This window comes from Microbulbifer celer (assembly GCF_020991125.1).
Classification (GTDB): domain Bacteria; phylum Pseudomonadota; class Gammaproteobacteria; order Pseudomonadales; family Cellvibrionaceae; genus Microbulbifer; species Microbulbifer celer.
The window spans coordinates 1,147,654-1,165,730 of sequence record NZ_CP087715.1; the positions used below are offsets into that span (position 1 = coordinate 1,147,654).

The following is an 18,077-nucleotide window of genomic DNA, read 5'->3' on the forward strand; positions in this document are numbered from 1 at the left end:
GCACATGCAATGACTGCGAAACCAACAATCACGGAGTGGTTGGGCGGACAGGTGCTGTTCTTCTGGCGTTATGGCGAATGCGCGAGGCTCGATCCCAGATCCTCAGCAAAGCGTTGTGCCTGACCGTCCTGAAGCTCGGATACTGTGACCCGGATTGCTTGAATCGAGTCTTGCACCTCAAAAGCGCTTCCCAGCCGAACCAGCCAGCCTTTTTTGGCGAGATCGTAGGCCACATCTTTCGCGTCCTTGGGCAGCGGCACCCATACATTAAAACCTCCTGTGGAAGGTGACACTTCAATTCCTTTGGCCTGCAGCGCGTTGCATAATTCTTCACGTCGGCGCGCGTACTCGCTGCGCGCCTTGTCGAGTCGCTTGCGAACATCCTCTGAGGACAAGCAGGTGCCAACGAGCGCCTGAAGAATATGACTGACCCACGTCATACCTGGTGCCAGTCGGGTTCGCAGCCGGGCCGCAGTTGCCGGATCGCAGGCCACGAAGGCAAGGCGTAGGTCTGGACCTAAACCTTTGGAAACAGAGCGTACCAGAGCCCAGCGAGCCGTTGTGGCGGGGATGATTGAGTGATACGGCGTCTCAGCCAGCAGGGCAAAGTGGTCATCGACTATGATCAGCACATTCGGATGTGCCGCGAGAATTTCCTTCAATGTATTCGCGCGAAGCTTGGACATGCTGCACCCCGTCGGATTGTGAGCACGGGGCGTGATCAGCACTGCCCGCACGCCCTTGTCCAAAGCCCTTTTTAATGCCTCGGGACACATTCCCTCGTCGTCAATTGCAATACCTACTGCCTGCATACCGGCCAAACGTAGGGCATTGATAGTACCCAGGAAGCAAGGATCTTCCACGGCCACTTGGTCGCCGGGCACCAAGTGTGCAACCGCCAGGCGCTCGATTGCGTCCACGGCGCCATTTGTTAACTCCAACTCGTGATCGGACGGACAATCCAGGTTGAACCAGCTACGTCCCAGCTGGCGCAACTCAGGAAGGATGGTGTCCTCCCCATACAGAAACGGCCTGGGCAGGCCGCCGGCGAGTAACGACTGTGGCTCGGGCAGCCACTGCCGATTAGGGTTGCCGTGGGCGAGATCGATCAATGCTGTTCCGAAACTCAATCCCTCCTGCTCACCTGCCCGGGGCGGCGCGCAGATGGTGGTGCCCAAGCGTCCACGGGTGACGGCAATACCTGCTTTGGCCAAACGCTTGTATGCCGCCGCGACCGTATTGCGGTTCACGTTGAGCGTTTCCGCCAACGCTCGCACGGGCGGCAGTGAATCACCGGGCTGCAGGTTGCCATTCTGCACCAGCGCGCGGATACAGTTGGATATCTCCTGAGCGGTCTTTCCTGCTATCTTCATTTTTGTCCTATGACAATATATATAAAAACATAAGACGATGTTACCCTATGCTCAGATGAAGAAAAATGGTGGCCTCTTCACTGCCATTGACACGAGGACAATCAATCATGTTTTCCGGCCTCAGCGCATTTCCCTTGACTCCCATGAATGAGAGCGGCATTGACGAAGCAGCATTCGTCCGCCTTATCGAGCGCCTGGCTGATGCCAGCGTCGATTCCATCGGCGCCCTGGGGTCGACGGGCAGCTATGCCTATCTCTCGCGAGCCGAACGTGCCCGCGTCGTAAAACTGGCGGTGGAACATGCCGGCAACGTGCCGGTGATAGCCGGCATCGGTGCCTTGCGCACGAGCGATGTGCAGGCCCTGTCAGACGATGCCCAGAAAGCTGGGGCGAGCGCGGTGCTCTTGGCTCCGATGTCGTACCAGCAGCTGTCCGCCGATGAAGTCTTCGGCCTCTACGAAACCGTGACCCGCTCTCTATCCGTGCCGCTGTGCGTGTACGACAACCCTGGCACGACGCATTTTGAGTTCAGCTCCGAACTATATGGCCGGATTGCTCAGCTACCGAACGTGCGTTCCATTAAGATCCCAGGCGTTCCGGCAAACCCCGCAGCGGCCAAAGCGCATATTGAGAGCCTACGCGCCCTGATCCCATCGCACGTGACACTCGGCGTCAGCGGGGACGCCTCCGCCGCAATGGGCTTGAATTCCGGATGCGAAGCCTGGTATTCGGTAATCGGCGGCCTGTTCCCCAAAACTGCGCTGGCCATCACCCGCGCCGCACAGGCCGGTGATATGAAGGCGGCCACGCGCCTTTCCGAACGGCTGCAACCTCTGTGGGCACTGTTCGACCAACACGGGGGCAGCCTGCGTGTCGTCGCGGCCGCGGCGGAGTTGCAAGGGGTGGTAGAACATCCCTGCTTGCCGCTGCCGCTCAAGGCATTGGACGGAACCGGCAGGCAACAGCTCGCCGTGCTACTTGACGAGCTTGAGCTGGCCTGATGGGCCACATCGCACCGGGCCTGTTATCGGAGATGTGAGCCATTGGAATGGAGAGCTGTTGCTTCCATGGAAACGGGGCGCTGGAATTCGACCGGGAGGTCGGGCCTGATTCACTATGTCATGGCCGCAGCATTGGCGCGCACAGCTGACGGTGGCGCAATGACAGGATGGGATGTTCGCATCCCGCTGATGGTTGGGATTGGTCTGATTGGCTGTGCCGTGGGGCTGTCGTTTACTGAGTGGTTCATCGAACGATCTGGAGCGGCATAGGTATGCAGAGGAGCGCTGAGTATGCGCCTGTTGGTACCTAAAGTAAGACTTCGCGAAGACGATAAAATCCGGATCAGAGTAATCGCTTCCAAACCGCCGATTTGCGCTAGAAGTTTGGCGACTTCAACCAAAATTCAGGTGTGGGTTTAGTCTGTGTCCCGACTTTGAATTCATAAATCAACCACTTAATCTGGATACGCCGAATTTTTGTGACGTCACTCGGCGTACAAATCGTACGCCCCCCCGGTCAAGGAGCACGATATTAGTGTCGTGGCTGTCGCAGTGCTGGTGGCCAAATTCAGTGTGCCACTAGATACATCTTCTGTGTTTTTGCAGGGGAGAATTGGGGGCTTCGTTCACCACGGAGATAGCCTGTACATAATTGGCTGTATGAATGTACAGTTCATGGCGCCGGCGGCGGCTGTGCAATACCGCAGCGGAGCACATACAATGACTGCTAAGCCAACAATCACAAGGAAAGGTGGGAATGGATCTGGACGCCCTGTCGGCAATTCATGCATTTGCCCTGCAGGTACTGCAAGTATTCGCGATGCTGTTCGCCTTCGCACTGGTTTTGCTGGTGCTGTATGTGGTGTATATGTACCTGTCTGACATCAGTCAGACCAAGCAGGCCATTCGGCGTAACTTCCCGGTGCTGGGACGATTCCGCTACCAGTTTGAGCACCTGGGGGAGTTCTTCCGTCAGTATTTTTTTTCACTGGACCGCGAGGAGATGCCGTTCAATCGCGCCCAGCGCAGCTGGGTGTATCGCGCGGCGAAAAACGTGGATTCCACCCTGGCGTTCGGCTCCACCCGGCCGTTGAATCAGCCGGGCGACATCATATTTCTGAACCATCCTTTTCCCACTCTGGCGAAAGATGCGGTGCCTGCCCGTGAGGTGACGGTAGGGGAAGGGGTGGCCCGCAAGCCCTACACCACTGGCGCCTTCTTCAATATATCCGGGATGAGTTTTGGCGCACTGTCGGTGCCGGCAGTGACGGCCCTGTCAAAGGGCGCCGCCAAGGCGGGTATCTGGCTCAATACCGGCGAGGGTGGCCTGTCCTCCCATCACCTGTCCGGTGGTTGCGATATCGTGTTCCAGATCGGCACTGCCAAGTACGGTGTGCGGGATGCGGAAGGCAATCTCTCCGATGAAAAGTTACGAGAAGTTGCGGCGCACGAGCCGGTTAAAATGTTTGAACTCAAGCTTTCTCAGGGGGCAAAGCCCGGTAAAGGAGGCATTCTGCCCGGCGTCAAGGTGACGCCGGAGATAGCCCATGTGCGCGGCATTCCTGCCGGCATGGATTCCATCAGCCCCAACGGCCACCCGGAATTCAAGGATGTGGAGGGGTTGCTGGATATGATCAACCATATCCGCGACGTTACCGGCAAACCCACCGGATTCAAATGTGTGGTGGGCAATAGTGATTGGCTGCATGCATTGTGCAAAGCCATTCTTGAGCGCGGCGAGGAATCCGCGCCGGATTTCATCACCATCGACAGTGCCGATGGCGGCAGTGGTGCCGCGCCCCAGAGCCTGATGGACTATATGGGACTGCCGTTGAATCGCAGCCTGCCGCTGGTGGTGGATCTGCTGCAAGAATACGGCCTGCGGGAGCGGGTCAAGGTCATCTGCGCGGGAAAACTGCTTACCCCATCTATGGTGGCCTGGGCCCTGGCCATGGGCGCGGATTTTATCAACTGCGGCCGCGGCTTCATGTTTGCCCTGGGCTGTATCCAGGCCATGCAGTGCAACAGAAATACCTGCCCCACCGGTGTCACCACCCATAACCCCGACCTACAGCAGGGGCTGGATCCCATGGACAAGTCCGAGCGGGTTTACAACTACGCCCGCAATATGGAATACGAGGTAGGCACCATCGCGCACTCCTGCGGCGTGTCGGAGCCACGGGGGCTTCGACGCTCCCATGTGGAGGTGATCAACGAGCGCGGGCAACCGGTACCGCTGCCAGAACTGGTGCGGGCGGTGAAGCCTGAATCGGTCATTGCCTCTGATCGTGGACACGACTGATTTAGCGGGGGGATGCCTATGGAAGGTGTAACCACACTGGTGGGGCAGGGCTTGTACATGGCCGTGGCGGCAGTCATTGGCCTTGGCATTGCCCGTATTCTGAAGCGCGATAATACCCTCGGCTGCCTGATTGCGGGGGTGCTTGCCGGTGGGCTTTTACCCGTGCTGGATTATGACACCGGCCTGAGAGCGGAGAATCTGCATCAGCTGGTGTTCTTTGTCATCTTGCCGGTGCTGATTTTTGAATCCGCCTGGAAAATCGATCCGGATATCCTGTTTCGCTGGTTGGGGCCCATTCTGCTGTTTGCTACGGTCGGCGTAGCGATTTGTGCGCTGATTACCGCGGTGCTGGTGTATTACGGCATCCACCACCCGTCCGGGTTTCCCTGGATTGCCGCACTGATCACGGCCGCTATTCTCGCTGCAACGGATCCCATATCCGTGGTCACACGGTTGCGCCAGAGTGATGCGAACGAGGAATTACTGACGTTGGTGGAAGGAGAAAGCCTGTTCAACGACGCGGTGGCTATCGTTCTGTTTACTTTTACCCTGAGTATTGCCACGCACAGTGTCATGGAAGGGGCTGTGGCGACGGAAGAAGTTGTTTCCAGTGCAGCGGAATACGCGCTGTATTTTGCGGTGATATTTCTCGGTGGTCTGGCTGTGGGCGGGATCTGTGGGCTGGTGACGGCCATTGTGATCCTGTTTCTGGGGGCGGCGGGCGCTGCGCTGATGGTTTTGGTACTGGCGGCCTTTGGCAGTTTCTATCTCGCCGAACACGTGGTCGGGGTATCGGGCATTATCGCGGTAATGATCTGTGCAATGGTGGCCCGCGCCTGCCTGCGTGAGCAGCGGGAAACTTACCTGACTCATGCGGAGCCAACGCTGGAATGGTTGAGTTTGCTGTTTACGGCGTTGATCTTTGTGATCATGGGGCTGGTGATCAATTGGGAGATGATCTCTGATCAATGGCTGGCCATGCTGATCGGAATTGTAGCGGCCATCGGCGCGCGCGGACTGGCGGTATTTCTGGTATCGCCATTGGCCCGATTCGTGGGCCCACCAGTGCCAAAGAATTGGCGTTTGATTCTGAGCTGGGGCGGCCTGCGCGGCGTGATTGCGGTGGCGCTGGTACTTTCTCTGCCGACTGAACTGCCCTATTGGTGGACGATACAGTCGATGGTGTTCGGCGTAGTTTTATTTTCGTTGTTGGTACAGGGCATGACAAGTACCCGCCTGGTGGGCATGGACCGCTAGTGGTCCGTGCGGAGAGTTGGGTAAGACAAAAAGAAAAAGGCTGATGTTGGTTTTAACTATCGCGCGCAAGCTGCGCTTACACAGTGATTCCGTTTATCCAGTGTTGTTTTGATATAGCTCCCGCGGGGTTGATAGTAGTGCGATACGGTGGACGCATACTTCCCGAAGCTTCCCAAACTTTCCGAGTATGGTTTGAATAAAAGTTCATCCAGATTGAAGCTGAGACCTACAAAGACTTCGGAGCTTCGCTCTGGAAAAAACGGTGCATCGGTCGCTTTGAACCCTCGCGCCATATACCCCAGGTTCAGCTCCAGGTATTTGAGTGGAGTATTACGCAATCCTGGTATGCCAGCTGCTTTCAGGGCCAATAGGTACCGCATACCGCTGTAATCAGTTACCGGGTGGAAGCCTTTCATGCCTTTGGAGGGGCGATAGTCCAGGCGATAATCGAGCAGCTCCTTGAGTTGGGGATTGCGGGTTCTCAGGTAGGAGAATGCAATCCCGGTCGAGTTAAATATCACGTCTTCGTAGGAGAAGCCGTGATCCTCAGAGTAGCCGTCGAAAATTTCCACGTAGAGCATTAGGCTGCTGGCCCAGAGGGCGCTGTACGTGGCGGCAAAATCAGCGTCATTTTCCTTGGACAGGCCGTTACCGATTGCCTCAGCGATGAGATAGGAGGAATACATGTGGCCGAGCTTGTCCATACCGCCACTGCCGGTATCCATACCGAACCAACCTTCCTCATTAAACTTGAATGATGCACTTCCCCAGTTCCACTCTTTCACGCCAAGATATGTAATTCCTCCGGTCACCGCACCGATTTCGTACTTGGCATCAAATAATGATTTCTTGGCTCCTTCCCAATTGATGGATTCGCCAAAAGTTGCATATGGCCACAGAAACAATAGTGCGGGCAAGTAACGGCGCAGGAATACAAAAAATTGCATGCATCGAATCCTGTTTCAGGGAAACTCAATAGGGGGGGTGGCTGTGTTAAAAATGGATCGCGCTAGTTGGTCATTTCTATCTGATCCAGAAATTACAGGACGGTGCATTAAAGTGCAAATGGGCAATGCGGATGTTTAGTGCGGCGGACCGTGTGAGTGGTACCTGGGCAGGGCGGCAGGTCCGCGCTGTGGTTAGTTGGGCGGCCGCTGTAGTGACACACTGAATCTGGCGACGATTCAGTTAAGTCAATACAAGGCGGTGTCCCTTTACGCGAACGGGATCCGCTACCCGATAAATCCGTTTCGTCTATTTGATCAGTCACTAGGCAGGTGTGTGTTCCCCGAACTAAGCTAGTTCAGCAGAAATGTTCAGGGAGTAAGAAACATGTCCTGTGTGTGGCGGAAATCTGCTGTTACGAAGTTGCAGATTGTTGTGTTGGCTGTGTTGAGCGCCGCGCTGGTGTCGCAGGCAATGGCGGAAGGATCCGCGATTCTGGAATCTGGTTCGGGTGAAGTCTCTGATACGGGGGATGCCTCTGGGACCGGTGATGCCTCTTATACCGGTGATGCCTCTTATACCGGTGATGCCTCTGGCTTGTCAGGTATTGGGCCTGATGTTGCGCAGGTGGATGAAGGTCCGTTGATGGACGAGGTATCGGAAGCCCAGAAAGGCAAAGCACCATTCGTCTATCCAGATTCGAAGCCTTCTGGTAGTGATCGAGTCGAGGCTGTCCGCGAGGCGGTAGATAATCCGTTTTCTCTCGTTTCTCATAGAGCAAACTATGTGTTGCCGATAGCATATCGGGATTTGTCTGAAGAGCGTTCGGTGGCGGAAAACCGGTACGGGATGCAAGAGGTTGATCCGGTGGAGATGCAGTTTCAGCTGTCGCTCCAAGTGCCTGTCTGGAGTGGCTTTCTGGGGGATGATTCGTTTCTCAGTTTTGCCTATACCAGTCGAGGTTTCTGGCAGGCGTACGCTCGATCCGCACCGATCAGGGAAATCAATCACGAAGTGGAGTTGTTGACAACCTGGGCGAGTGATTGGCATGTATTGGGTTTCCGAAATGTTGTCTCACAAGTCGGGATCAGCCACCAGTAAAATGGTCGCGTTGGCGCGTATTCGCGAGGCTGGAATCGCGTATTTGTGGATCTCACCTTTGAAAATGGCGGCTATTTTGTTGGTCTTAAGCCCTGGTACCGCCTGTCCCCAGATTCCAGTGCGGGCAGAGGGCCCGACCTGGATGCACACTTTGGCAACTTTGAAATAACCGGCGGGTATCGCTCGGGCGATTACACTTCATCGGTAAAGTTACGCAACAATCTGAGTTCGGAGAACTACGGCGCGGTGGAGTTGAGCTGGAAGTTTCCCATCTCCAACCGGGTGCGAGGCGTCGTAAACTATTTTGATGGTTACGGTGAAAGCCTTATTGATTATTCGGTCCGTGTGCGGACTCTGGGGGTCGGGTTTGAGTTGGCGCCGGGCTTTTTCTGACGGTGAAAAGCAGCCCGCGTCTTGCGGGGCTGCTAATGGGGATGAATGAGGACCAGGGGGCGGGTGCGGTATACTCTGCCGGTGAGTGTTACTGCCAGTTAAGGATAACTTTGCCCGACTCTCCGGAACCCATGGTATCGAATCCTTTCTGGAATTCATCCACCGGAAATTCGTGCGTAATCATCGGTGTCAGATCGAGGCCGGACTGAATCAGGCTGGCCATCTTGTACCAGGTCTCGAACATCTCGCGCCCGTAGATACCTTTCAATACCAGCCCCTTGAAAATCACCTGGCTCCAGTCAATGGCCATCTCACCCGGGGGGATCCCCAGCATGGCAATCTTGCCGCCGTGATTCATGGCAGAGAGCATATCCCGGAAGGCCACGCCAACACCGGACATCTCCATGCCCACATCGAAGCCCTCGGTCATGCCGATGTCTGCCATCACATCCGAGAGCTTCTCTTTGCTCACGTTGACGGTTCGGGTGGCGCCCATCTTCTGCGCCAGCTCAAGGCGGTATTCGTTGATATCCGTAATTACCACGTGACGTGCGCCCACGTGGCGGGCCACTGCTGCGGCCATGATGCCGATGGGGCCGGCACCGGTGATCAGTACATCTTCGCCCACCAGGTCGAAGGACAGAGCGGTGTGTACAGCATTGCCGAATGGATCAAAGATGGATGCGAGCTCGTCGGAAATATTGTCCGGGATCTTGAATGCGTTGAGTGCCGGAATCACCAGGTACTCTGCAAATGCGCCCTGACGATCGACACCCACACCGTAGGTGTTGCGGCATAGATGGCGGATGCCGGCGCGACAGTTGCGGCAGTGGCCGCAGGTGATGTGGCCTTCGCCGGAAACGCGGTCGCCGAGTTTGAAGCCGGCCACTTCCTGGCCCATGCCGACCACTTCGCCCACGTATTCGTGGCCCACAACCATGGGTACCGGAATGGTCTTCTGCGACCACTCGTCCCAGTTGTAGATATGCATATCGGTACCGCAAATCGCCGTCTTGCGGATCTTGATCAGCAGGTCGTTGTGACCCGGTTCCGGTACCTCGACATCGGTCATCCAGATGCCGGGTTCGGATTTGAGTTTGGATAGTGCTTTCATAAAACTGCTTAGATAATCTCGAGTTCTTTGCCGACTTCAATAAACGCGTCGATACAGCGGTCCAGTTGCTCGCGGGTGTGCGCGGCAGACATCTGGGTGCGGATGCGGGCCTGCCCTTTGGGCACCACCGGATAGAAGAAGCCGATGACGTAGATGCCTCTTTCCAACATCTTGTCGGCCATTTTCTGGGCCAGGGCGGCATCGCCGATCATTACCGGAATGATGGCGTGGTCGGCGCCGGCGAGGGTGAAACCCGCTTCACGCATCCGCTCGCGGAAATAGGCCGAGTTCTCTTCCAGTTGTTGGCGCAGTTCGCCGCCGGCTACCAGCATGTCGAGCACTTTCAATGAGGCGGTGACGATGGCCGGAGCTACGGAATTGGAGAACAGATACGGGCGCGAGCGCTGGCGCAGCAGGTCGATGATTTCCTTACGTCCGGAGGTGAAACCGCCGGAGGCGCCGCCCAGGGCTTTGCCGAGGGTACCGGTAATGATGTCGATGCGGTCGATCACGCCGCAGTATTCGTGGGTACCGCGACCGTGTTGGCCGAGGAAGCCGACGGCGTGGGAGTCGTCCACCATCACCAGGGCGTTGTATTTGTCGGCGAGGTCGCAGATGCCGCGCAGGTCGGCGATGACGCCGTCCATGGAAAAGACGCCGTCGGTGGCGATGAGTTTGGTTTTTGCGCCGGCGGCGTCGGCGGCCTTGAGTTGCTTTTCCAGGTCGGCGAGGTCGTTGTTGGCGTAGCGGAAGCGCTTGGCTTTACACAGGCGCACGCCGTCGATGATGGAGGCGTGGTTGAGGGCGTCGGAGATGATCGCATCGTCCGGGCCTAACAAGGTTTCGAACAGGCCGCCGTTGGCGTCGAAACAGGAGGTGTAAAGTATGGTGTCTTCGGTCTGCAGAAATTCTGACAGGCGGGATTCCAGTGCTTTGTGGATGTCCTGGGTGCCGCAGATAAAGCGCACGGAGGCCATGCCGAAGCCGTATTGGTCGAGGCCGTCTTTGGCGGCTTTGATGAGGTCGGGGTGGTTGGCGAGCCCGAGGTAGTTGTTGGCGCAGAAGTTCAGTACCTGATCGTTGTTGACTTCGATCTCGGCGCTCTGCTGGGAGGTGATGATGCGCTCGCGCTTGTAGAGGCCGTCGGCCTCAATCTGTTTCAGTTCGTCGCGCAGGTGCTGGAAAAATTGCTCGGGCTTGGACATGACGTTGTTATTGGCTCCTGTAGTGCTTTTGGCAAAGGGGCTGTCTATTGGCGAATCTTAATGGCCGTTGTGGCGGTGCCACTACCGGGTATGGCTTTGTGAGACACGAGCTAGGCGCCCCCCCTCAACCCATCCATGGGGGCTCGGCTGCGGCCGTCCTGGCCGCAGACGGTCTCACAAAGCCATACCCGATAGCGGCACCTTCGCAGAGACTCCGCAGGTATTCTTTACAGTAGGGTGGATAAGCGTAAGCGCATCCACCAGACAACCGGGATCAATCGTGCCTAGTGTAGTGTCATCCCACCAATTCACAGGCCTTATGGGCCGTGACCGGGGCGTCGCTGGCTCGGCAATGGGTGGCGAAGGCCAGCGCTTCTTCCGTCGAGTCGAACAGCAATTGCCACAACAGTTGTCGATCATTGCGTTTGACCGCCCGCACGGCCGTTCGGCGGCGCTGGGGGGCGATTTCTATTTCGATAACGTCGGTGCTGGATAGCTTTGGTTCGGACATGTTCCCTCCAAAAATTACTGGAGGGCTGACGGCGGAAGAGGCGATGTGTCTGGCAAATGCCAAATACATCGGGTTCCGGTTGGATTGCGTCGCTGGGTCATTGTTCCAGCGAGAGCCCCATCCCCTGCGTAGACGTTACCAAGAACGTTCTATGAAGGGAGACCACCTTGCCCCGGTAGGCAGGTTGGCGTTGGCGTCAGCCACTCTCTTGATGTCGGGAGCAAAGATAACGGTGGAGGAACGGGCAGTCAACCGCGCCGCCGGGGGCGGCGGCGCGTCAGAACTTTATTCGGGCAGCTGAATGGATTTCAGTTCAATAAACTCGTCCAGGCCGGCTTCGCCGAACTCGCGCCCGTTGCCGGAACGCTTGTAACCGCCAAAGGGGGCTTCGTAATTGAAGTCGCCACCGTTGACGAAGCAGAGACCGGCTTCGATGCGGCGGGCGACGAGCATGGCGCTGTCGGTATCCTTGGCCCAGACGCCACTGGAGAGGCCGTATTCGGTGTCGTTGGCTATGGCGATGGCTTCGTCCATGTCTTTGTAGGGGATCATGCAGGTGACGGGGCCGAAGATTTCTTCGCGGGCGATGGTCATGTCGTTGGTGACGTTGGCGAATACTGTGGGTTTGACGTAAAAGCCTTTGGGGAAGGCTTCCGGGGTCTCGTCACCGCCGGTGACCAGGCGTGCACCTTCTTCGATGCCCTTGTTGATGTACCCGCGCACGATGTCGCGCTGGCGGGCGGAGCTGAGGGGACCCATAAAATCATCGGCACCGGTGCCGATGGCGGTTTCTTCGGCCACCTGTTTGGCGATGGTGACGGCTTCTTCGTAGCGATCGGCGGGCACCAGCATGCGGGTCAGCGCGGTGCAGGTCTGGCCACTATTGATGAATACGTCTTCGCAACCCCAGCGTACTGCGGCTTCCAGGTCTGCGTCGGGGGTGATGATGAAGGGAGATTTACCGCCCAGCTCCTGAGTGACCCGTTTGACGGTGGGAGCGGCATTTTTCGCGACTTCGATACCGGCGCGGGTAGAGCCGGTGAAGGAGACCATGTCGATATCCTCATGGGCAGACAGCGCCGCACCCACGATCGGCCCGGGGCCCGGTACCAGGTTGAATACACCGGCGGGCAAGCCGGCGGCGTCAATAATTTCTGCCATCACGTAATCCTGCAGCGGCGTGATTTCAGAGGGCTTCTGGATCATGGTGCAGCCTGCGGCCAGCGCCGGGGCGACCTTGCCGACGAACTGGTGCAGCGGGTAATTCCAGGGCGTGATGAAACCGCAGACGCCCACCGGCTCGCGCAGTACCACCGAGTGTGCGGCTTTCTCGGTCTTTTCCATCTGCTCGGCGCGGTCGGCGTAGTAGCGCATGGCATAAATGGGGCCGTCCACATGCAGCCATTCGGTAATATGTGCGGGGCAGCCCAGTGCCAGGGATACGGCTTCAATCAGATCCTGCTTGCGTGCTTCCATGCCATCGGCAATGGCGTGCATCAGTGCCTGGCGTTTTGCCGCGCGGCTTTTACCCCAATCTTTGAAAGCGGCCCGGGCGGCGGCGACGGCGTTGTCTACGTCAGCCGCGGTTCCCTGTACCACTTCACACAGGGTTTCTTCAGTGGCGGGGTTGATGACCGGGTGCAGCTCGCCGCCTTTTGAGCCTTGCCATTCGCCGTTGATGTAGAGTTTTTGGGTGTGGAGTTTGCTCAAATCCATGGTTGTTTCCATTGCATGGTTGTGTTCATTGGTCGTTGGGTTTCCCCGGCCCTGATTTCAGGTCGGGGGAAATGACAGATTCTTGACTGTCTATATAACGTAATCGCTCAGGGCACCGTGATTTCGATGACCGTGGGCGTGGTGCGTTTCCAGGCCCCAGCAACGGCGCTGCCCAGCTGTTCCGGTTTATCAATCCGACATCCCTCTGCACCGAAGGCTTTCGCCAGCGCAACGAAGTCCGGCGTCTGCAGGTTGACACCTTCCTGTGCCACGGCAGCCTCGTCCATAAAGTCGCGAATTTCTCCGTAACCGCTGTTATTCCACACCAGGATCGGCAGTGCGAGTTTCTGTTCCACTGCCGCGGCCAGTTCTCCCAGTGTGAACATGATACCGCCATCACCGATCAGCCCGATGACCGGGCGGGAACCGGAAAGGGCGGCACCGACGGCGGCGGGCAGGGCAAACCCCAGGGTGCCATAGCCGGTTGTGCAGGTAATATGGCTGCGCGGTTGGTACAGGGGCAGGGCATGGTTGGTGTTGTAGGCCAACTGTGTAGAGTCGGTGACCAGAATGCCGTCTTCCGGCAGCGCCTCCCGCAGCGCCTGTACCCAGGGGAAGCGCGCTTCGGATCCCGGCCACCACTCCTGGCGACAGCCGTCGATTATCTGCGCCAGTTCGTCACTGGTAGCCTGGTTTTTCTGCGGATTGGCCTCCGGCAGGGTCAGGTTCAGTTGTTCCAGAACGGCCTTTGCATCGCCGCAGATCCCCAGGTCGGGATTGGCGTTGCACACCAGTTGTGCGGGATCAATATCTACCCGGATCAGGCGGCCGCCAAAGCGGTAATTTTCCCGCGCCAGGTTGCGATCGGTTTCTGCCAGCTCCGTGGCTATGGCGATCACCACGTCGGCATTCTCGATGCGCTCGCGCACACCGGAAAAGCTCAGGTTGGCGCCGCCACAGAGGGGGTGGCGTTCATCGACAATGCCCTTGGCCGCCAGCGACTGGAAAACGGGGGCGGAGAGCTTTTCCGCCAGCGCAGTAGCCTGGTCGCCGCAATGTTGGGCGCCACCGCCGAGGAGAATGACCGGGCGTTGTGCTTCTCCCAGCCACTGGGCTGCAGTGGCGATGGTGTCGCCATTGCACCCCGGCAACGCCGGTGCTGGGGCCGCTTTGTAATCCTTCAGGTTGCCGGGCATTTCCGCAGGGAACAGGTCGATGGGAATTTCGATATGTACCGGGCCGGGACGGCCTGCACGCATCATCTGGAAGGCGCGCGCCAGTACTTCCGGTAGCTGTTCGGCGCTGCTCAGGGTGTGCTGCCAGATACAGAAGCCGCGGCTGACATCCTGCTGGCGCGGCAACTCGTGCAAACGGCCGCGGCCCATGCCCAGATCTTCGCGACGGTTGACCGCGCTGATGACCAGCATGGGAATGGAGTCGGAATACGCCTGAGCCATAGCGGTGGCGGCGTTGGTGACGCCGGGACCGGTGATCAAAAAGCAGACACCGGGCTTGCCGCTGGCACGGGCATAGCCGTCAGCCATAAATGCGGCACCTTGTTCGTGGCGCGGTGTGATATGGGTCAGGCCACTGCCGGGCAGGCCGCGGTAGAGTTCGATGGTATGTACACCGGGAATACCGAATACGGTATCCACATCGTACTGGCGCAGCAGGTGCATCAGTACCTGGGCGCAGCTGGGGCGGTTGCCAGTCTGTACAGAAGACATTCGTTGTTCCTGTTGTGCGGGGCCCGGTGGGCAGGCCCGGTCTCCAAGTTGTAGTTCAATCTGGTGATCGGAGGCTAGCCGGCCACGATCGGCGCCGCAAGCGCCCGCAGAGTCTGCTCCCTGGCGGGTAAAAACGCAGGAAAATTGAGATGCCGGCAGTGTCGCCACAGGAAATTTGCAATCTGGCCGTAAAATTTTTCGGGCGGTGACAGGCTGAGTTTTGCGGGTTTGCCAAGTGCCGTGGTTCCAGTCGGCAAAAATGTGATTCAATGGCGGCAATTCAAACAATAAATCTCTTTATGTTCAGGGGGAACAATGGCGATTATTGGCATCGATCTGGGCACCACCAACAGTGCCTGCGGCATCTTGACCGACGACGGCGTAAAACTGGTGCCCAACCGTCTTGGGGATGTGCTTACACCTTCGGTAGTTGGCCTGGATGACACCGGGGAACTGGTCGTCGGCAAGACGGCCAAGCAGCGTCTGATCAACCACAGTGATCGCACCGTTGCGGCTTTCAAACGTCTGATGGGCACCGATCACAAGATCAAGCTCGGTAAACAGTTATTCAGCGCAACCGAACTCTCTGCGCTGGTGCTGCGTTCTCTCAAAGAAGATGCGGAGGCCCTGCTGGGAGAAGCGGTTACCGAGGCGGTGATCAGCGTGCCCGCCTATTTCAATGATAACCAGCGCCATGCTACCAAGCTTGCCGGCGAACTGGCGGGGTTGAAAGTCGAACGCTTGATCAATGAGCCCACGGCGGCGGCGATAGCCTATGGCCTGCATGAAAAACGCGAGGGCAACTTCCTGATTCTGGATATGGGGGGCGGTACCTTCGATGTCTCCATCCTGGAATTTTTTGACGGCATCATGGAAGTGCACGCCAGTGCCGGCGATAACTTCCTCGGCGGCGAGGATTTCGTCGAGGCCATGATGGATGGCGTGCTGAAAGAGCTGGAAATTGAAAAGACCGCTCTGTCGCCGCGCCAGCAGCAGAGCTTGTATATGCAGATGGAGTCGGTTAAACGCCGGATCGGTCAGCAACCGGAACAGCGCGTGGAGCTGGAACTGGGGAAAGATAAGGTCCAATGGGTGGCGACTGCGGCCTGGTTTGAACAAATTGCGACGCCGTTGCTGTTGCGTGCCAAACGCCCGATCGAGCGGGCCATGCGCGATGCAGACATGCCGCCGCAGACGATCGATGAAGTGGTATTGGTGGGTGGCTCGACCCGCATGGGGCTGTTCCGCTCGGTAGTAGGGCGGATGTTCGGCCGCCTGCCTTCCTGCCATCTGGACCCGGATACGGTGGTAGCCATGGGCGCTGCGATCCAGGCGGGACTGAAAACCCGCGACGCGGCGCTGGACGATATCGTACTCACCGACGTGTGTCCCTACACCCTGGGCACGGGCATCATCAACGAAGACAGCCCCGGTCAGGGCGAGTATTTCCTGCCCATCATCGAGCGCAATACCGTGGTGCCGATCAGTGTGGTGCGCCAGGTGTGCACGGCCAGTGACAATCAGACCGAACTGCGGGTGGATGTTTACCAGGGCGAGAATCGCCTGGTGAAGAAAAATGTGTACCTGGGAGAGTTGAGCGTTCCGGTACCCAAAGGCCCGCGCGGTAAAGAAACCGTGGATATCCGCTACAGCTACGATATGAATGGTCTGCTGGAAGTGGATGTCACTGTGGTTTCCACCGGTAAAACCTACAACAAGCTGATTGAATTCACTCCTGGCGCCCTGAATGCGTCGGAAAAAGCCAAGGCGCTGGAAAAGCTGGCGGCGCTGAAATTCCACCCCCGCGACGATGAGGCCAACCGGGCGCTGATAGCCCGCGGCGAGCGCCTGTACGAAGCCAGTCTTGGCGATCAGCGGGAATTTATTGCCCGCGCACTGGGTGAGTTCGACAAAGTTTTGGACGGTCAGAACCCCGCAGAAATCGTCAAGGCCCGCACTCGCCTGGGAGAGCTGCTCGATCAATTCGACGGTGAGGACTGGATCTGATGAACCCCTGGCAGGTACTGGGCATTGAGGCCTGTGATGATCCGCGCGCGGTGAAGCGGGCCTATGCCAAGCAACTGAAGCAAAACCGACCGGATGAAAAGCCAGAGGCCTTCCAGCAGCTGCACACCGCCTACAAGCAGGCGCTGCACATGGCGCGTTCCCGCGCTCAGCAACGGGAAGCGGTGGCAGAACCGGCAGCCGAACCCGTAGCCGAGCCGCAAGCGGTGGAAGTCAGTACAGCGGAGTTACCGCCAAATGCGGTAGAGGTAACTGAACCCGACGCCCGGCGCACTGGGCACACACACCAGGAGGTGATCAACGACGAAGGAGCCATCAGCGAGCCGAAAAGTGCCATCAGCGAGCCGAAAAATGCCGACAGTCTGCAACAAGACACCGACAGCGTAGAGCAAGAAGCTATTCGTGTCAGAGAAGACGCGGCACGGCAGCTGCGGATCGACGAATACCGCCGGGTGTTGGCACAGGTCGATGCACTGCTTGAAAAGCGGCTACAACTTAATCAGGAAGCGCGGTGGCATTTTCTCGCTGAGTCGCCCTATATGCTGGAAGACGAGTACAACTGGAACCTGGGGCTCGCGGTCTTTGAACGGTTTGCCCGGTTCAATGAAGCTGCCGCGGCGCGCAAGGGAAAATATCAAACCTGTATCACCGATAACATCATCGGTTACTGCGACCAGTTGTTTGGTTGGACCGGCAACGCGGCGGCGTATTATCGGGAATTTGACGAAGATCTCGCCGATCGCATCTTTGATGCCGTCCAGGAGGAGTCTTCCGAGCACGATCCCACCGCGGGCATTCGCGGTGGTAGCAAGCTGGTGCGGCAAAAGCCGAAAGTGGTTACCGATCGACTGGAACAGTACTTTTTTGGCAGCCTGTTGGGACGTGCATTGGCTGTGGTACTGGATATCGCGCTGATTCACCTGATGATCGGCGTGGTGGCCACTGCAGTGATCATGAGAGTCTCGGGGCAGTCCGAAACTGATGCCACTTTCACCGGCTTTCTGGTTTCCGGGAGCATTTTCCTGGTGGCTACCTGGTTGGCAGAGTGCTCAAGCTGGCAGACAACGCCGGGGAAATGGTTACTCGGTTACCGGGTGACGGACAAGAACTTCCAGCGGGTGGGGTATCTGCATGGCCTTTGGCGCACCCTCAGTTTTACCCTGATTGTACCTACGTTCAAGATCGGATGGCTGATCAACTGCTTTCTCAGCGGCAACCTGTTACATGACCGTATGAGTCGAACTTATGTCATCAATTATCGTAAGAGCCGCGAGGAATATCTGCGTCGACAGAAGTAGTTGTGGGGAGCTGAGTTGGCGATCTGAGTTGGGGAAAATCACCAGGTTAACGTGAAAATACCCTGAGGCTTAAAATACCCTATAGAGGGACGAGGCATTGGGGTTGGTT

The 18,077-nt window shown here is 57.6% G+C and carries 12 protein-coding genes and 1 pseudogene; 6 read left to right on the top strand and 7 right to left on the bottom strand.

The features are described from left to right. Positions 1-68 precede the first annotated feature (68 nt). On the bottom strand, positions 69-1,373 hold the full coding sequence (ptsJ, locus tag LPW13_RS04620; RefSeq protein ID WP_230438263.1) for a MocR-like B6 salvage transcription factor PtsJ: 1,305 nt from the start codon (positions 1,371-1,373) through the stop codon (positions 69-71). A gap of 107 nt (positions 1,374-1,480) precedes the next feature. Here ptsJ and LPW13_RS04625 point away from each other — a divergent pair, with 107 nt between their 5' ends. The 3 genes from LPW13_RS04625 (at position 1,481) to LPW13_RS04635 (ending at position 5,933) form a co-directional block, all read left to right on the top strand. Further along, complete coding sequence (locus tag LPW13_RS04625; protein ID WP_230438264.1) at positions 1,481-2,374, top strand: dihydrodipicolinate synthase family protein; 894 nt, start codon at positions 1,481-1,483, stop codon at positions 2,372-2,374. 757 nt (positions 2,375-3,131) lie between these two features. Then, positions 3,132-4,676: an FMN-binding glutamate synthase family protein gene (locus LPW13_RS04630; RefSeq protein WP_230438265.1), complete on the top strand. Its 1,545-nt coding sequence runs from the start codon at positions 3,132-3,134 to the stop codon at positions 4,674-4,676. 18 nt (positions 4,677-4,694) lie between these two features. Further along, positions 4,695-5,933, top strand: coding sequence for a cation:proton antiporter (locus LPW13_RS04635; protein ID WP_230438266.1), 1,239 nt, complete (start codon positions 4,695-4,697; stop codon positions 5,931-5,933). A gap of 56 nt (positions 5,934-5,989) precedes the next feature. On the opposite strand, the gene LPW13_RS04640 is transcribed toward LPW13_RS04635, so the two are convergent. Next, a complete protein-coding gene (locus LPW13_RS04640; RefSeq protein ID WP_230438267.1) occupies positions 5,990-6,880 on the bottom strand; it encodes a DUF2279 domain-containing protein in 891 nt (296 codons plus the stop codon). A gap of 643 nt (positions 6,881-7,523) precedes the next feature. Here LPW13_RS04640 and LPW13_RS04645 point away from each other — a divergent pair. Then, positions 7,524-8,372: pseudogene (locus tag LPW13_RS04645) on the top strand (phospholipase A). A gap of 88 nt (positions 8,373-8,460) precedes the next feature. Here LPW13_RS04645 and tdh read toward each other — a convergent pair. The 5 genes from tdh to LPW13_RS04670 form a co-directional block, all read right to left on the bottom strand. After that, on the bottom strand, positions 8,461-9,486 hold the full coding sequence (gene tdh / locus LPW13_RS04650) for an L-threonine 3-dehydrogenase (RefSeq protein WP_230438268.1): 1,026 nt from the start codon (positions 9,484-9,486) through the stop codon (positions 8,461-8,463). A gap of 8 nt (positions 9,487-9,494) precedes the next feature. Beyond that, a complete protein-coding gene (locus tag LPW13_RS04655; protein ID WP_230438269.1) occupies positions 9,495-10,691 on the bottom strand; it encodes a glycine C-acetyltransferase in 1,197 nt (398 codons plus the stop codon). A gap of 295 nt (positions 10,692-10,986) precedes the next feature. Further along, the gene (locus LPW13_RS04660; RefSeq protein WP_230438270.1) at positions 10,987-11,202 is read right to left on the bottom strand and encodes a hypothetical protein; all 216 of its coding nucleotides are present in this window, start codon (positions 11,200-11,202) and stop codon (positions 10,987-10,989) included. A gap of 285 nt (positions 11,203-11,487) precedes the next feature. Next, a complete protein-coding gene (locus tag LPW13_RS04665) occupies positions 11,488-12,918 on the bottom strand; it encodes an aldehyde dehydrogenase family protein (protein ID WP_230438271.1) in 1,431 nt (476 codons plus the stop codon). Positions 12,919-13,025: 107 nt separating this feature from the next. Further along, positions 13,026-14,645, bottom strand: coding sequence for a 5-guanidino-2-oxopentanoate decarboxylase (locus tag LPW13_RS04670; RefSeq protein WP_230438272.1), 1,620 nt, complete (start codon positions 14,643-14,645; stop codon positions 13,026-13,028). 315 nt (positions 14,646-14,960) lie between these two features. On the opposite strand from LPW13_RS04670, the gene LPW13_RS04675 reads away from it, so the two are divergent. Further along, on the top strand, positions 14,961-16,652 hold the full coding sequence (locus LPW13_RS04675; RefSeq protein ID WP_230438273.1) for a molecular chaperone HscC: 1,692 nt from the start codon (positions 14,961-14,963) through the stop codon (positions 16,650-16,652). Then, positions 16,652-17,968 (top strand): RDD family protein, encoded by a 1,317-nt coding sequence (locus LPW13_RS04680; protein WP_230438274.1) that lies wholly within the window; start codon positions 16,652-16,654, stop codon positions 17,966-17,968. Before LPW13_RS04675 ends, LPW13_RS04680 begins: the two co-directional genes overlap by 1 nt. The last annotated feature ends 109 nt before the right edge of the window (positions 17,969-18,077 follow it).